At 48.0% G+C, this 15,999-nt stretch carries 14 protein-coding genes and 3 pseudogenes; 8 read left to right on the top strand and 9 right to left on the bottom strand.

Annotated features, from left to right (window positions below):
* Positions 1-327 precede the first annotated feature (327 nt).
* Positions 328-807: a hypothetical protein gene (locus tag ON05_RS21400; RefSeq protein WP_010468980.1), complete on the top strand. Its 480-nt coding sequence runs from the start codon at positions 328-330 to the stop codon at positions 805-807.
* Positions 808-1,078: 271 nt separating this feature from the next.
* Here ON05_RS21400 and ON05_RS38670 read toward each other — a convergent pair.
* Positions 1,079-1,216: pseudogene (locus tag ON05_RS38670) on the bottom strand (DUF5615 family PIN-like protein); the annotation flags it as partial.
* Between the two features lie 100 nt (positions 1,217-1,316).
* Between ON05_RS38670 and ON05_RS21405 the strand changes: the two are divergent.
* Positions 1,317-2,705, top strand: a pseudogene (locus ON05_RS21405) (ISKra4 family transposase).
* A 9-nt stretch (positions 2,706-2,714) separates the two neighbouring features.
* On the opposite strand, the pseudogene ON05_RS38675 reads toward ON05_RS21405, so the two are convergent.
* From ON05_RS38675 to ON05_RS21415, 3 genes and pseudogenes are all read right to left on the bottom strand, one after another.
* Positions 2,715-2,863: pseudogene (locus ON05_RS38675) on the bottom strand (DUF5615 family PIN-like protein); the annotation flags it as partial.
* A gap of 32 nt (positions 2,864-2,895) precedes the next feature.
* Entirely contained in the window at positions 2,896-3,126 is a 231-nt protein-coding gene (locus ON05_RS21410) for a DUF433 domain-containing protein (RefSeq protein ID WP_010474603.1), read from the bottom strand.
* A gap of 219 nt (positions 3,127-3,345) precedes the next feature.
* The gene (locus tag ON05_RS21415) at positions 3,346-4,620 is read right to left on the bottom strand and encodes a DUF4336 domain-containing protein (protein ID WP_039780492.1); all 1,275 of its coding nucleotides are present in this window, start codon (positions 4,618-4,620) and stop codon (positions 3,346-3,348) included.
* A gap of 751 nt (positions 4,621-5,371) precedes the next feature.
* Here ON05_RS21415 and ON05_RS21420 point away from each other — a divergent pair.
* Complete coding sequence (locus ON05_RS21420) at positions 5,372-5,722, top strand: hypothetical protein (protein WP_010474607.1); 351 nt, start codon at positions 5,372-5,374, stop codon at positions 5,720-5,722.
* Here the strand turns inward: ON05_RS21420 and ON05_RS21425 are convergent.
* The gene (locus ON05_RS21425; RefSeq protein WP_010474609.1) at positions 5,719-6,708 is read right to left on the bottom strand and encodes a phosphotransferase enzyme family protein; all 990 of its coding nucleotides are present in this window, start codon (positions 6,706-6,708) and stop codon (positions 5,719-5,721) included. The two genes, ON05_RS21420 and ON05_RS21425, sit on opposite strands and share 4 nt — an antisense overlap.
* Positions 6,709-7,095: 387 nt before the next feature.
* Between ON05_RS21425 and ON05_RS21430 the strand changes: the two genes are divergently transcribed.
* Together ON05_RS21430 and ispG are read left to right on the top strand one after the other, a co-directional pair.
* Positions 7,096-7,758 (top strand): type IV pilin-like G/H family protein, encoded by a 663-nt coding sequence (locus ON05_RS21430; protein ID WP_010474612.1) that lies wholly within the window; start codon positions 7,096-7,098, stop codon positions 7,756-7,758.
* A 176-nt stretch (positions 7,759-7,934) separates the two neighbouring features.
* Positions 7,935-9,161 carry a (E)-4-hydroxy-3-methylbut-2-enyl-diphosphate synthase gene (ispG, locus tag ON05_RS21435; protein ID WP_010474615.1) on the top strand — a complete coding sequence of 409 codons (1,227 nt, stop codon included), beginning with the start codon at positions 7,935-7,937 and terminating at the stop codon, positions 9,159-9,161.
* Here the strand turns inward: ispG and ON05_RS21440 are convergent.
* On the bottom strand, positions 9,127-10,680 hold the full coding sequence (locus ON05_RS21440) for a hypothetical protein (RefSeq protein ID WP_262562248.1): 1,554 nt from the start codon (positions 10,678-10,680) through the stop codon (positions 9,127-9,129). The two genes, ispG and ON05_RS21440, sit on opposite strands and share 35 nt — an antisense overlap.
* Before the next feature lie 474 nt (positions 10,681-11,154).
* Here ON05_RS21440 and ON05_RS21445 point away from each other — a divergent pair, with 474 nt between their 5' ends.
* From ON05_RS21445 to ON05_RS21455, 3 genes are read left to right on the top strand one after another with little or no spacing between them, the layout of a single operon-like run.
* Positions 11,155-11,904, top strand: a complete 750-nt coding sequence (locus ON05_RS21445) for a D-alanyl-D-alanine carboxypeptidase family protein (protein WP_010474619.1) — start codon at positions 11,155-11,157, stop codon at positions 11,902-11,904.
* 5 nt (positions 11,905-11,909) lie between these two features.
* A complete protein-coding gene (locus tag ON05_RS21450; protein ID WP_010474621.1) occupies positions 11,910-12,575 on the top strand; it encodes a hypothetical protein in 666 nt (221 codons plus the stop codon).
* Positions 12,575-13,747, top strand: a complete 1,173-nt coding sequence (locus ON05_RS21455) for a pyridoxal phosphate-dependent aminotransferase (RefSeq protein WP_010474623.1) — start codon at positions 12,575-12,577, stop codon at positions 13,745-13,747. The genes ON05_RS21450 and ON05_RS21455 overlap by 1 nt, the downstream gene beginning before the upstream one ends.
* A 575-nt stretch (positions 13,748-14,322) precedes the next feature.
* Here ON05_RS21455 and ON05_RS21460 read toward each other — a convergent pair.
* The 3 genes from ON05_RS21460 to ON05_RS21470 all read right to left on the bottom strand — a co-directional run bounded on the left by ON05_RS21460 (position 14,323) and on the right by ON05_RS21470 (position 15,963).
* On the bottom strand, positions 14,323-14,982 hold the full coding sequence (locus ON05_RS21460; RefSeq protein ID WP_010474625.1) for a potassium channel family protein: 660 nt from the start codon (positions 14,980-14,982) through the stop codon (positions 14,323-14,325).
* An 82-nt stretch (positions 14,983-15,064) separates the two neighbouring features.
* Positions 15,065-15,226, bottom strand: coding sequence for a hypothetical protein (locus ON05_RS21465; RefSeq protein ID WP_010474627.1), 162 nt, complete (start codon positions 15,224-15,226; stop codon positions 15,065-15,067).
* Positions 15,227-15,348: 122 nt separating this feature from the next.
* Positions 15,349-15,963 carry an alpha/beta hydrolase gene (locus ON05_RS21470; RefSeq protein ID WP_010474629.1) on the bottom strand — a complete coding sequence of 205 codons (615 nt, stop codon included), beginning with the start codon at positions 15,961-15,963 and terminating at the stop codon, positions 15,349-15,351.
* Positions 15,964-15,999 lie beyond the last annotated feature (36 nt).

A 15,999-nucleotide genomic window follows, 5' to 3' on the forward strand; every position in this document is an offset into this window, starting at 1 on the left:
CACCAATTCAGCTTCAGACAAGCGACCTTCAATCGGGTCATACCCTTTCAGCTGTTCGATGGAAATGCCTGAGTCTGACTGAGGAACTTAATCTTACAGACGTGGAGGTTGATTCTGAGCAGCAGGGGATATTACTGTTGTTGAAAGATTGACGCAATAAAGCCGAAAATAGAAGTGTCATCCGAACTATATGTCGATTTTCTATCCATAGACGACACCTGACATATAACTCCTTTGAGGAGGTAGTTCTACGACATCTGGCATCTAATATCCTGATATAGGGACATACATCAGACTGTTGTAATCATAGTTACGTGCGCAATTCAAGTGCTCTCTGAAATCAACAATCCGGAATTTGCTCGCATCAAAACCGACATCGCGGCGCACTCTCGACTCCACGGCTACTATATCCTCGGTCTTGTTTCGATTCACGCCTTTCGTACCGACGGTACCTCGCAAGAGATCATCCTCAAAAAACTCATCGATCACTTCGATGACGACCCGACCGAACCCGATCCAGACTTCGTGCCGGATCACGGATGGACCGATTACGAAACCACTCTCGATCGTGCACGTGCTCACACCATTGAATCACTGGTTGGTGGTCGCCCTATCGGTCATGCAAACGAAACAATGTCTGAACAGATGGCCGGTGAATTGTTCGATCGCTTTGTCGCAGTTTGTGGCACAAATCCTCGGTTCTATATTGGGCTTGGTATTGGTGATCGCAAATATGCGTTCATGTACGGTGTATTGATTGTCGCGGATGATCGTGCTGGAATACTATGGATCGTCGAGAGTGATTGACGAAAAGTGCACATAACCGGAGCCACGGGCCGCGCGGGGCCTGAAATCAATGTCGTTCGCCGCGGTCCTGTGAACGGTGACGTAAGATTTCATTGACACCAAAGCATCCAAAATTCAACTTCTTTTAATTCTGGAATGTAGATCAGGGGGACAGTCACTACAATACCAACCGTCTACATGGAAGAAACTATTTCTCTGAAGTTTCTCTGGGTAAGGGTTTTGCGGGTGGGGTGATGTTGCGATCGCTCACGCACCACCTCAACTAGATGAATCAGTACAGTTCTAAGCAATGTAGATCAGATTGTTCTAGGAGTTCTTGAATAGCTTCCTGTCCAGCACGGATGAGAGCTTCAACTTGATGTGTAGGTGAATTTCCACACCTTAGCCAAACTACTTTTGGGGGAGAACCTTACAATCGACTTCGGGCGTAAGCACAGAATCGGGGATGTATGGCTCAAAGAAAAACGGGTCAAGGACAATAGATCCTGTACCCGAATCAAAAACTTGTCATGAGCCTAACATCGCAATTGCCAACCGTACTAGAGCATCACGAATTTCTAGAACAGGTCGAAGCACTCAAAGAAGCACCCAGCCTGAGTCAGATGGTTTATATCGTTCTGCAAATGGGTTTGTTTTTGGCTCGCTGGCTTCTGGAGGATGAACTCTCACGGCGAGCAAAAACAGTATTGGAATGGCCGAGGTGTCCCACTTGCGGAACCCGCTTGCACTCGAAGGGATGGGAATCTCGTCAGATGCAGACACTGGTGGGAAATATTGCCTGAAAGCGACGGGTGGGTCGTTGTCCCCACAGGTGTCCAGGTAGTCTATCCGCTCCTTTGGATCAATCCATTGGGATTACCTCCTATCAGCACAGCAGTGAAGAATTGGTTCGTCTAGGCTGCTTGTTAAGTCTATTTATGCCCTATGAACTGGCCAGTTGGATGCTGAGTCAGTGGAGTGGTTTATCCGTCAGCTCATCAAGCTTGTGGAGTTGGGTGCAAGTCATGGGCAACAAAGCTTATCAGGAGCTAGAGACTCAACTCAAAGCTCAAGCCTCAGGTGACCAGACTCCTTGTGAAGCGATTTCAGAGGTGTTGTCTGTTCTACCTTTGGCCATTGCTGCTGACGGTGTGATGGTGCCCTTTCGCCCCACCCCGAAAACCCCAAGGGAAAATCCAGTGGCGAGAAGTCAAAGTTGCTATCTTAGCCCGCCTAGGAACACGGGGCACCCGAGCACAAAAGCGTGTCCCCCAACTACTACGTCGAAGACTGGTGGCAGTATTGGGCGATATCGACCAGTTCATCCCCTTACTGCACCTCGAAGCCCGCAAACAAGACTTTGAATCGGCCCCAAGCGTCATCTGGTTGAGTGATGGGGGCGAGGCTTCTGGCGAGTCTACCGCACCTTGTTCTCTCACTGTGCTGTGGCAGTTCTCGATTTCTTTCATGCAGCAGGCCATCTTGCACGAGCAACAAAAGCGATGTTTGGGGATGCTCGCTCTGCTCAAGCCCAAGCCTGGTTTCGGCGCTGGCGACACCAATTGCGACATGGGCAACACCTATTAGTATTGCGGTCCTTGACGATGTTGATTCACTCACAATTGTTTACGGGCAAATCTTTTACGACGTTGCTCCAGGTACAGGCTTATTTCCAGCGCCATCTGCGACACATCCAATATCGCCACTTTGAACAACTACAGATACCGCTGGGGTCAGGAATGGTCGAAAGTGCTTGTAAGTGGCTGATTCAACAGCGCTTTAAGGGGGTTGGTATGCGCTGGAGTGAGGATGGTTTCAATCATCTACTCATGCTGCGGCTTGCCTGGGTCAATCAACGGTTTGACTCCCTATTCCCAGGGGTAACCATTCCGAAGTCTAAGGCATCCCCGATCCATTAGCTACGCCCATCGACTTCTCTCTGCAAAATCTGCATCTTGGATCACAGTGCAGAAGTCGTTTAACTTAACTCCCAAATCTCTTTATCTGTCTTCTCTGCTAGCCCATGCAACTGGACATGGCTGGCTTTAGGGAAAACATCAGCCCAGCGAGTCACCAGTTTTCGGCTTAAATTTTGATCAAATAGTAGGTTTAAGCAGCACTCACCGAAGCGACTAAACGATGATCCCGATCAGCCGCAAATTCTAAACAGGCTCTAATGTCTGCTTCTGTCAATTCTGGAAAGTCATCAATAATCTCAGCAACAGACATACCAGCGGCTAACCAGCCCAGAACATTGTAAACCGTTATCCGCATCCGACGAATGCAAGGCTTACCACCACGCTTATCTGGCTCAATAGTGATGATGTCGCGGTAGCTCATAATCCAGTTATTACGCTTATTATGTACATCTAAGTCTAGAGCAGGCTAACACTGTGCTGCAATGGACGGAACCAAGAAGCCAAGGCTGCTGGCTGCCGTTGAATTTTGCCGTTAGATTTCATTGACACCAAAAAAGCACCCAAAATACAACGTCCTTTAATTCTTGAATGTAGATCAGGAGGACAGTGGCCATAATGCCAACTGTCTATATGGAAGAAACTATTGCTCTGAAGCTTCTCTGGGTAGGGGTTTAGCCGGTGGTGTGATGTTGCGATCGCACAAGAACTGATCCACCCGGTCCAAAAAGGCCATATCCTCCTTGGGAAAGTTCACAGAAATTGGTTGTTTTTTCGCAAACCACCCCCGTTTGGGAGAGGGTACAGGCCGTAAAAAGTCAAAGGCCTGATTAAATTTTTGGGGCGTGGTCATAATCGGTGCATCCAAATGGCAGGGAATAATGCGGCGAAAATTCCATTGCGCCACTTGATCTGCCCACTGGAGCACCACCTCAGGATTGCGGTTAAAAATCAGCTTTCGCAGAATGGGGGCGACAATCGGATTTCCATTTTGGCGAAACGTATCGAAGGCTCTCTTCCAGTCAGGATTCCACTGGACGGGGAATAAGCCAAAATAAGCTTTCTTGGATCGATCAGGGGCCTGCCGAGCATCCTTAAAGGTTTGTTTGGTGTTAACAACGTCCAACACGCTCGGCTGGAAATAAAAGGCGAATAAAGCCATGCGCTGCCACCCTTTGCGCCGAACCGTTGGCGAATCTTCAACCACATCGAAGGCATTATCCTTGGCATGGAACAGCATAGGATAGGGCGAAAACTGCAATACCTGAGGCGGGTTTACAGGAATAGAAACAATCGAATCCGTAATCAATAGGGTTTTGGTTGGTTTGTGATAGAGGGCGACTTCTTCAAATGGCCCGAGACCTAAATCCACCGGTCCTAAAATGGCATAGTCAAATTCATCGGCAAAGGGCGTATCGGCACTGCTAGCCGGAAGTTTTTGGGTTTGACGGCCAGATAGCCCCAGCCAACTCAAGGGAATATTGAGTGGAAACGTCCATTGGCTGGGAGAGACAAAAACTTGGGCTTTGGGGAACCGTTTAGAGAAAGGTCCCGTAAACACCTTATGCTCAATTCCGGATGCAGTCGGCAGGATGATGTATTTAATCTCACCATGCTGTTCAATCAGATCTTTGACCAGGCGGATACATTCCCGTGTGGGGGCAACTGGCGCATACACCAACAACCCTCCTGCAGCCAGTTTAATAACGGTCATCCGCACCGGAATAATCACATAGAGAATGCCCTGGAGCTGCTCAAAGGTCCAAATCTTTCCTTTGACAATCTCTCTGCAGAGGGTCCGACGTTGACCATAGGGGTACAAGGGCACAAAAGGCCAATAGGGCCATGACCAATCCCTGGAGCGTTGGGGTTGTTTGGGTTCTGATTGATTTTGCTCGCTTCTCTGGGTTGTTGCCACTACCACGCATCCACACTTCAATGATTGCCGCAAAGCGATCGTCTTTGCCTCAATTTAAGAGTGTAGACAAATCCTTGGCTAAAATGTTTGGCATCAAGAAATATTCTCTGGGTCAGCCGAGTCAGCAGACCGACCGATACAGACATCGATTATTGACAGAAGCTAGGACTGCGGCCAATTTAGAGAAGGGTTGATAAGTTGGTTTTGCTCTTGTACTGGCAAAGGAGAGCCAGGCAGCAAATTGGGCCAAGAATTTGACAGCCAAAATAGGGTAACCATGAGCATGACAATCATCGTGGCATGACTGAATACGACGAGGGTCTTGAACTGACTATCCATAATTGGCCTCTCTCTGTAATGCTAAAAGTAGGCTGCCGACGTAGCGATATGAGTCTACAGTGCCACAGGGAGATTCTAAACGGTCAGTTCTTTATATAAATCAAAGAAAAAAGGCCCCAAAAGTATATTTTAGAGCCATTAGCAGGTGATATCTGCATTAGAGGATTTATAGAAGCTTGCGCCCCTATGCCTATATATCGGTCGGCCCTGGAGTTTTTACGCAAGTTCTGGGAAAGATTTAGAAAAATATTTTGGTCGTGCCTGAAAATGCTTACGCCCAAAGGATTTCATAAGATAAAAATTTATACAGGAACTCAACATCAGTTCCTTTTCTCTGTTGCTAGCTCATTGAGAACTGCACCGAGAGCATTCAAGGTAGGATCAAAACCACTAGCGTTAAATCTTAGTCAACATGGCCAAGCGTTCTTCTTCCTCAGTCTCTGATCAAGCTTCTTCTCCAGAGGATCAGGACTTTACGAATTCCATGCGCATTGTCGGTGGGGTCGGCTGGTCCAGCGTCATGACCTTAATCATTGGTATTGTCTTGGTGCTAATCCCTCAATATCCAAGACCCTGGCTGTGGTATGTCATTCCTTTGTGGGTTGCATTATCAGGATTGGGCGTCTTTTTACAATGGTCCGTTGCCAGAGGCCCCTGCCCAAAGTGTGGTTTGGTTCAATCCGTACCCCCAACCTTGAAGCGCTGCCCCAACTGTCGCAGCTATCTGAAAGCGGTTGATCGAAAAATCGTCAAAGTGGGCTAGAACAATTCCCATTCAGGAGATGACAACATTTTGAGCTGCTGAATTCGATGGCTGAAGTAGCTATCGTCTAGGCGACAGTTATCGTGGACCTTGGCTGACTTTAGGCCAATGGACCATTGCCAGATGTGGGCCGCCTGGGAAAAAGGCTGAATGGAGTCTTCTTCCTTGGGAGTCACAGCCTGAACGGTCTGATAGCCCTCTAGGAATGAGTTGCGGACCTTCTTTTCCATGCCAGTGCGAGCTGATACATGAAGGAACTTGGCTAGCTCAAAGGCCCGCCAACCATACCCACATTGGTCAAAGTCAAATAAGGTGACTTGGTTATCGTCGGTGAAATGAACATTGCCACTATGGGGATCGCCCCAGCACACACTCCAAAAAGGCGGATCTTTGGGCATGCCTTGCAGTTTGTTTTTAATTTCAGCAATGATTTCGATGATGTATTCCCGATCTTTAGGGCGATGTTGTAGAAAGGGTGCGATCGCATCTAAGGAATCATCTAACAAATAATCAAGGGTTAACGGTTGCCGATGGGCCTGGCTATGAAAATCCGTCGCGACTTGATGGAGCCGACCAATGGTTTCCCCCAGTTTCTGACCTTGGGTATAGTTCAGATCTCCCAGAGGGACCTGGCCCGGCGCAAAGTCAAATAAAGCTGCATAACGCTTCCCTTCAGGGGCCTCAATTTCGATAGAGAGTTGACCATCTAGGGTCCGTAACGGTCGAGCAACCGGGATATCACGCTGCTGCAAAAAAACCAATAACTCCAGCTCAAAGTCAATTTCTGACTTCGTTCGCCAATAGGCATGAGACACCCTCAGCACAAAGGGTTGCTCCGACGTTTCCACTAAGTAGACATCACTCAAACCTCGATGCCACAGCTTGCAGTTGGTAATATCCTTGATCTGGAAATGGGGCAAGATCCGAGATACTAAAGCATCGCAGGCTAAGGTTGAGTAGGTAACGGGGAAAAAGGGTGAGGTCATGGCGAATGGTGGGTCATCCCGACTGAATCAACAAAACACCAAGCTGATGGTTAGGATGCCGTCAGAACTCTACAAAAGACTGCCAAGAACTAAACATTAAGCAGAACTTGACCATAGGAAGAAAACAAGCTGTTATTATCCTTCGCTAAATCAGAAGACAAAACAGTGTTAACGGTTACAAGTTATGAAAACTCAAACTTATTCATAGACAAAATAATATCAATATCCTGTCGATGAATAAAAAGGCGTCTCTTCTAACATCCGCCCTGTCATCTGCATTGAAGCTGTATTCTTATTGTTCTTTTTGGGGAAGACTCAACTTAGAGAACGACAAATGTTATTTTCGTATTGATTATGGCTTGGCTTAGAAACAGATATTGGATATGTGTGATTGCGAGTAGCTTACTGATTGGCTGTTCAGGCTCAGAGACAGCAAAGCAGTCTCCTCAACCCAACGTAAAGTCTCCGGCACCCAAGAGTGCACCTCAGGCTCCTCAACCCTCTCCTAAGGCCACCACAGCGGCAAAGCCAGCGTCTCAGCCCAAACCTGCAGCACCCAAACCCGCAGCGCCAAAACCTGTATCTGCTCCAGCGAAGGTGAAGCTCTCGCCCGCGCCTAAAGTAGAGCTATCGAAATCAGAAAAACAGCTGGTCAGCAAAGTCCAAAAAGAAGTGCAGAAAAAAGGCTCTGTTGCTAAACAGGATACCGGCCATACTTATTTGGGCAATGTTCTGAGATCGCAACAGGCTGAGAAGTTAGTCACCGGTCGATTCACCACCAATTTACAGAAATTAGAATCTGATTCCCCCAAAGATAGCGGTGAATTTCAACTGCAAGTACTAGAGGCCAATGAGAATAAGGCCATCGTGGCTGCGATCGCAAAACAGAACGGCATCTTTAGCTACACGGGTGCGGTCTATGCCCAGGACGCCAGCATTCCCGTTTCTGCAATTTGCAAATCGAATGAGCCCACTCAAACGCCACCGGGTACTCCAAGGCTCACAGGCTCTACAATTGTCTGTGCCCAAGGCTCAACGGTGGTTGAATAGGGCAATCCTTTGGACTAGAGACTGAATGCTGACTATCTTCAGTAGTGGCAAACATTGAATCTGAAGGCAGAGATTCCCAAGAATAGACCGCCAAACGGGGATCGATCTATGGCAAGCTAGGGGGTGGAGCGATTCTGCTCCCTGAGTTTCCTTATCGTGGCCTTACCCCCTTCACCATGCAGACTTTATCAACCCCTGTCACAGAAACTGACGAGCGGTCCACCCCTGTCTCCACATCAATCATTCGGCGTAAGACACGCCCCGTTCCCGTTGGGGATGTGATTATTGGTGGGGGCCATCCGGTGGTGGTTCAGTCCATGATTAATGAAGATACTCTAGATATTGATGGCTCTGTTGCCGCCATTCGCCGTCTGCATGAGTTGGGCTGCGAAATTGTGCGAGTGACGGTACCTAGCATGGCCCATGCCAAGGCGCTGGCCACTATCAAAGAAAAATTAACGACCACTTACCAAAAAGTCCCCCTCGTTGCGGATGTTCACCACAACGGCATGAAAATTGCCCTGGAAGTGGCCAAGCATGTGGATAAGGTCCGCATTAACCCCGGCCTATATGTCTTTGAAAAAGCCAAGGATGATCGAACCGAGTTTTCACAATCTGAATTTGATGATATTGGCGATAAAATTCGGGAAACCCTAGAACCCTTGGTCGTTTCTCTGCGAGACCAAAACAAGGCGATGCGAATTGGGGTCAATCATGGCTCCCTAGCTGAGCGGATGCTGTTCACCTATGGGGATACGCCAGAAGGCATGGTGGAATCCGCCCTGGAATTTATTCGCATCTGCCAATCCCTGGATTTCAACAATCTGGTGATTTCGATGAAGGCGTCTCGGGTACCCGTGATGCTGGCCGCCTATCGCCTGATGGCGAAGCGCATGGATGAGTTGGGCATGGATTATCCCCTGCACTTGGGCGTAACGGAAGCTGGAGATGGTGAATATGGCCGGATTAAATCGACGGCTGGCATTGCCACCCTCTTAGCAGACGGCATTGGCGATACCCTGCGGGTGTCCCTGACCGAATCCCCAGAGAAGGAGATTCCAGTTTGCTACAGTATCCTGCAAGCCTTGGGCCTCCGCAAAACCATGGTGGAATACGTGGCTTGTCCCTCCTGTGGGCGGACGCTCTTCAATTTGGAAGAGGTACTTCATCAAGTGCGCTCTGCAACGAACCATCTGACGGGTCTGGATATTGCCGTTATGGGCTGTATTGTCAATGGTCCTGGCGAGATGGCGGATGCGGACTACGGCTATGTGGGTAAGCAACCTGGCTATATTTCTCTGTATCGGGGCCGGGAAGAAGTGAAGAAAGTTCCAGAGACTGAGGGAGTTGAAGAATTAATCAACCTGATTAAATCTGACGGTCGTTGGGTGGATCCTGAGTAGTGATACGTTTAATCGTCTCTACGGTGGAATGCACTTGAACCAATTGCTGTGTGGTTGATTGACCAACAAACGGTGCACCCGTATCAAATTTGAATAGGTCTCCTGTTCCGCCATCTAGGATTAGAGTGAGACGGTATTTGCGATCGCTGACCGCATCAAACTGAGACGTCAGTCCTGGGGCAACGTCCTCGCGCCATCCAGCTTGAATGGATTCAACCTTGCCCGTCTTACGGTTAAGGCGTTGTAATCCTGTAATCCCGCTGTCGCCAAAATCAAATTCGACAGTGAGCTGTTGGCGAGTTTGTTCAATCGAATGTCTCTTGCCAGCTAATCCATTGGTGAGCATAAAGTACTGTTGGTTGATAGCAGGACCGTCAAAACTTTCTCGTAGAGGCTTGAAATACCCTACCAACACATCACCGTTGCGCCCCCTATATAGAGTGCCTAGATTTTTAACGTCTAGTCGCGTCATATAAGGATCAGCCTTGATATCCCAATGGGGAATTTCAGGAGCAATTAAATCTGCTAAAGCCGGAGGTCTGGGGACAATCCGCACATCTGTGCTGAGTAACCGAACCAGGGTCGGCCCTAAGTTGAGACTTTGTCGATTAATCTCAGCGATGTGCTGAAAGGCTGGAGTGGGCTGCTTACCAAAGGGTTGTTGAAAAAATGGAGCAGAGAACCGTCCCCCTAGATCTGTCGTGCTGTTGTATGTAAAAGCACTGATAAATTTAAATCCCAGGGTTAAGGCCGTGAATTGCTGCTGTCGGAGTTCCGATTCGGAGGGAAATCGAGGCCAGTTCCCAATCCCTGCAGCTGCACCTTTAAAGGTCTGTATCCATAAGCCATACGGAATAGGCTTACGGCCCGTACCATCATGCCCCGCAAGGGCAAACTTTCGATAACGCATCATAGAGTAGTACAACTGGGCAGGGCGTCCGCCTTGATTTCCTAAATCGTTCCAAATCCCGTAGGGATAGGTATCTTTCATCAACAGATCGGGCTGGATGCGACGCATGTAACGTCTAATACTGAGGTCACTCGTACTGCCATAGCCCCCAAAGCGTTCATCTCCATGCTGATTGGTATATAACAGGGTGTTCGGTAGTCGGGGGCGATAATGTCTGATCCAGGTTTCTAATTCTTGAAGTTCTTTCTCTAAGCCAATATCTTGTTCATCTTTATATTGCCAACCAACTAAATTCTTGACTTGCCTGGATTGAAAGAACTGATCGGGCAAGCTTTGCGTCGGGTTCTCAGAATTGCCGCGCCAAATCACCCATGGCTTCTTTCCTGCAATCGTATCGGTGGATGTTAGGGGTTGAGTGTTCAAATCTAATGTGGTGAAGTGGCTGGATTCCCAGTTTTGCCAAATATCGGCATCATTTTCACGCCCACCCGTTGTTAAGCCAACCACATAAGCATTAAGCTGTAATCCTCGTTGAATAAGGATGCGGTGGCCTTTGTCAAGGGTATGAAGCTGTTCTGGTTTTGCGATCGCATCGCCGCTTCCAGCCACAATCAGTCCCAAAAACAATCCACAGCTTTTGAGAAGCATCGCCGGTGGGGACAGAGGTTTCGATCTGCCGAGACTGGAGCAGACTTGTGTTCTGCAGGGCCTTTCCATTGCCATATTTCCCATCAGTGAGGTGACGATACGGTATCAAATCATTCAGCATGATACCGAAGTGCGATCGCATCCTCCCATATATTTAGAATCCCGCAAAATCTTCAACATCCTACCTTGGGAACCTGCACTTATAGGCCCGGGAACCTAGGGGGCCAAAATTCATCAGTAAGCCTAGTTTTTGACCATCCTCAGAAAATTTTGAGGCAATTATAGAATTGGCGGGATAGGGTTGAGGGACTTTATGATAGGAAGACTAAGACGGATCTTCTGGGGGGAGCTGCAGATTCGTTTCCAAAATGAATCTTTTAGATTAGTCCCTTAGGAAATAATATTAAAATACTTATCTCTCTTGCTTAAGCCTTTATGTACGACGATATTCCAGAGGCCCGTCGGCAGGCCGTTCCAAAAACGGCGTCTTCACCTTCTCGAGGTAACCCTGCCCTATGGATTGGCAGTGGCATTGGACTGTTGGCGATTGCTATTGGAGCCGCATTTGCAGTCGGCTTATTCAAGCCTGAACCCTCCCAAAGCAAGGTAGAAACTAGCCCCACAGCATCCCCCCCTCCAACAGGGGGAACAGAGGCCCCTAATACCCCAGATACGACCTTAGGGCATTTTTCCTACAAGGTGGCCCCAGAGAACGAATTGCAAGCCATCACCGCAGACAACCGGATTCGTTTACGGTCATCCGCCGCTCGGGCCTACAAGCAAATGTCCGCAGCAGCAGCATCAGATGGGATCAAGCTTCAGGCCCTATCCGGGTTTCGAACCGTAGAGGATCAAGATTATTTATTTTTTAGAGTGAAAGAAAAGCGAGCTCAAGGTGCCCAACAGAGAGCTAAAGTCAGTGCTCCTCCTGGACGTAGCGAGCACCATACTGGCTACGCCATGGATATCGGCGATGCAACTCAGCCAAAGACCCATGTGAATGTCACGTTTGAAGAGACTCGGGCCTTTGAGTGGCTGCGAAAAAATGCACCCCGGTATAGCTTTGAGTTATCCTTCCCAAAAGGGAACTCCCAAGGGGTTAGTTATGAACCCTGGCACTGGCGTTATGTCGGTGACAAAGACAGTTTGGAGACCTTCTACAATGCCCGAAATTTAAAATCCTAACCCTTATGAATCAAACTCCATTAAATGCGATCGCACTTTTCGTTGCCCTGCTCAGTGGTTCGATTCTGGTGGGTCCCATACTCCACATTGCCCCAGAAATTCCTTTTGCCTTTGCAGCTCTGGTTCTCGCTTTAGTGGTTGCGGATACCTTTGGATATCAGGGCAAAGGGATGACCTTGTTTCTGGATGGGTTTGCCCGGTTATCTCCTCAGTACCGCCAGCGGGTGATTCATCATGAAGCCGGACATTTTTTAACGGCTTATTTACTGGATCTACCGATTACGGGCTACACCTTAACGGCTTGGGAAGCTCAGCAACAGGGGGGTGGACAAGGGGGCATTTGTATTGAAACTCCAGTTGATTTTTCTGAGACCAGTGCCTTAGAACAGGTCGAACGCTATTGCACGGTTTGGATGGCGGGGGGCGTAGCTGAAACCTTTATCTACTCAGAAGCAGAGGGCGGCAAAGACGATCTACGACAACTTCGACGTACTTTAAACCGGCTCCATATGAATGTCAAAGTCCATGAGCGCCAAGCAGGAAATCGAGCCAGACAACTGATTCGGTCCAATTGGGACGCTTACGAAGCGCTGGTTCAAGCTATGACCGACCGCAAGTCGGTGGCGGACTGCTGCCAAATTCTGGAGCAACACTGCACGGTTGCAGTCTAATGCTTCAGCCATCGGCCCGCGTTGAAGCGGTTCAGGCTCCCATTATTCCTATTATTGGCGATCTGATTCGCCAGCATCCTGGCACCCTGTCCCTCGGGCAAGGAGTGGCTTCCTATAGTCCACCGCCAGAAGCCCTAGCCCAGGTAGCCACCTTCCACCAAAATCCTGGGGTGCATCTCTATCAGTCCGTGCAGGGAATCCCGCCCCTTGTGGATTCGATCACCCAGAAGCTACAGGCTGAAAATCAGTTGAACTTTCACCGTGACCAAATTATGGTGACGGCGGGGGGAAATATGGCGTTTATGAATGCGGTCCTCGCCATTCTCGATCCAGGGGATGAGGTGATTCTGCAAACGCCTTACTACTTCAACCATGAGATGGCCATTCGGTTGGCCAACGGTCAGCCCGTCTGTGTTCAAACGGATCAGCAGTATCAACTCCAGCTCGATCAGATTGAAGCCGCCATTACCGAGCGAACACGGGCAATTGTGACGGTTTCTCCGAATAATCCATCGGGGGCAGTGTATTCAGCAGCGGATTTACAAGCAGTGAATCAGCTGTGTTTGGAACGTAATCTTTATCACATTAGTGATGAAACCTACGAGTACTTTACCTACGACGGCATTGAGCATATTTCACCGGGTCGTTTTGACCCCGAGCAAACCCATACAATTTCTCTGTTTACCCTCTCCAAGGCTTATGGCTTCGCCAGTTGGCGAATCGGCTATATGGTGACTCCCCTGCATCTGCAAGAGGCACTTCAGAAAATTCAGGATACGTTGCTGATTTGCCCACCAGTGGTATCTCAGTATGCAGCAGTTGGTGCGCTGCAAGTGGGACGGGGGTATTGTCATCAACATTTAGCCACTCTGACAGAAAAGAGGAATCTGGTACAGAAGGCCCTTCTGCCTCTTGAGAAGGTATTTGTACCCACTAGTTCTGGTGCGTTTTATGTGTTGATTAAGGTCGATTGTGACTTACCCGATCGAGTCTTGGTAGAACAGTTGATTCGTGATTATCGAGTGGCGGTCATTCCGGGGAGTGCGTTTGGTATGGAGTCGGGCTGCTATCTGCGGATTGCTTATGGTGCTTTGGATAAAGCTACCCTAGTTGAAGGATTGAATCGATTGGTAAAGGGTTTAAAAACAATAGCAGGAGACCCAAAAAAGTAGTTTGGCACCAGGATTATCTCCCATTTAATCCATAAAAATAATATTCACAAAAAATAATTCGCCCGAAGGGCAAAAAGGAACGAGGGCAGAACACTAGAAGTTTCTCGCCGCAAGCCATACGCTGACCAAAGGTATTGAAAACTATGAACGATACCGTCCTTATGCCAACAGCCAAGAACCACCTAAGAGCAAGATATAAAACACTACACCACTTAGAAACCCGACGAAGCGTGTCTCTTTATGGCCTGGGAGTGCTTCTTTGAATTTGAATTAGGTTAATTTGCATTCAGGAATCGCCAGTTATCAATGTTCCCCAATCGCCATTCAACTGAGCGAGGGAAATGACGGCTGAACAATATCTGGAGCGATACGATACGCGAACTGGTAGTGCGGGTCCAATCAAAGGTCATAGTTTGGCGAGCTGTGGCGTAGATGGAACAGCAAACATCTAGGACGTAAAGACAGGAGATTGCCTGCAAACATTTCATGAAGAAAATTGGATTTGGCCTGGTCCATCGCTTTGAGATGTTTCTCATCGCCAAACACATCAATTTGTGGGCAGACTCAAGATTGTTTCAGTCAGGATTGTACCCACCGACTAATCTACTAATAAAAATTGCAGGATAGATGACGCCAATAATTGCCTCAAAATTGGCAACGACCTTGGCCAACTGACTGACGGGCACCACATCGCCATACCCCACTGTGGTCAGGGTTGTAAAACTAAAGTACAACAGATCAAAAGTTTGGATTGTCTCTCCAGCAGAGCTAAAGGCATTGGGATGGAATAAGTGAATGCTGCTATAGAACAGAAACCATAAATCTCCAATAAGCAGAAACACACAGATACCACCGACAATCGTATCGATCGTTACGTTGTTGTTCTCAAACAGCTTGTGGAGCATCAAGATAATGGACAGAATCAAGAAGCCAATATAAACACTATCTGCGATCAAAGCGGGAATTAATCTGTGATAACTCGATTGAGTAAAAAGGATGTAGAAACAGTCGGAAATGAAGGCTAACCCAGCAATCACAATGTAAAAGTAGAATGCTCTTTTTTGGAGAAAAAACGTTCTTACAATCAGAACAATAGCTATCAGTAGAATGAGGGACAAGATAACTTCTGCCGCCATAGCACCAACGACTGCATAGGCCACAAACAGCAGTAACAACGTGAGTAAAAGCTGAGTGTATTTGTGGTTCGTCAAGCTCTGCAAACAGGTGATTTTCATGGATTGCCAACTCCTGATTGATGGCAAATGGTAAGAAGCCACCAGGGAATGAATCTAGAGTTCAGTTATAAAGCGTAAGTTCTCAAGCTTTAGACAAAACCAATGTTTGTTCGATTTTCCTAAAGGTTGATTCCAACAAGCCTGGCGCTAAGTTTGGTTGGGGATAGGTGTCTGCAATAACGGCGGTAATAACAAAGGTTGCAATGAGGCGTTGGATAAAAACTTGTTGTTGAGAGTCAATCATGGCAATTATTCTCCAGCTTTTCGAGATGGGGGCTAGGGTGAATCGGATTCAAAGCTGGTAGTTACCAGCTTTGAATCCAGAGGCTGAGAGGGACAGGTGTTGAAAAAAACCTCTCGCCAGAATTACTGTCCGGTTGGTGCGAAAGCTGAAGCCGAAGAGCAGTTACATTGCAGGTGGTTAAGGTAACTGTGAACGGAACCCAAGAGTGAGTTAACTTCTTTGACGTCTTTTTTAAGTTGGACGCCATCAATGTAGAGTTCGGCTGTTGGGTAGTTCTGTAAGAGTTCCAGAAGGGTTAAGCTATCGTTTTTACTGGCGGAAAGGACTAATGCACTTCGGAGTGCCTGTACATTGGCGCGATCGCTCTTGGTATGGACCACCTTTGCCAATTCTGAAAGCAGGAATTCTCCGGGAGCTGTGTTGAGAACACCATCCACCGTGATTGGATCAACTTTGACATCGTAGGTCAGAAATTGCTGAGCTTCCTTGGGATCTTCCTTAGCCAGTTTCAGAAGTTCTGCTAATTCTCCCGTGGCTTTACCTGTAGAAGCCAGGGTTTCAAATTCTTGGATGGGCACACTGCGAGCGAAGGGACCATAGGTCAAGACGACTTTTTCAGCTGCAAAGGCAGGGACAACACTGGGCAATAAAGCGCTGCAGCAAACGGTTCCAATAGTGAGGGCTTTTGAAAAACGCTGGGTAAACAAACGATTTAAAGACTGGAATGTCAAGACCATAATATTTCTCCTTTGATTCAATGTGTCGGTGTTTGG

Source organism: Acaryochloris sp. CCMEE 5410 (assembly GCF_000238775.2).
GTDB lineage: Bacteria > Cyanobacteriota > Cyanobacteriia > Thermosynechococcales > Thermosynechococcaceae > Acaryochloris.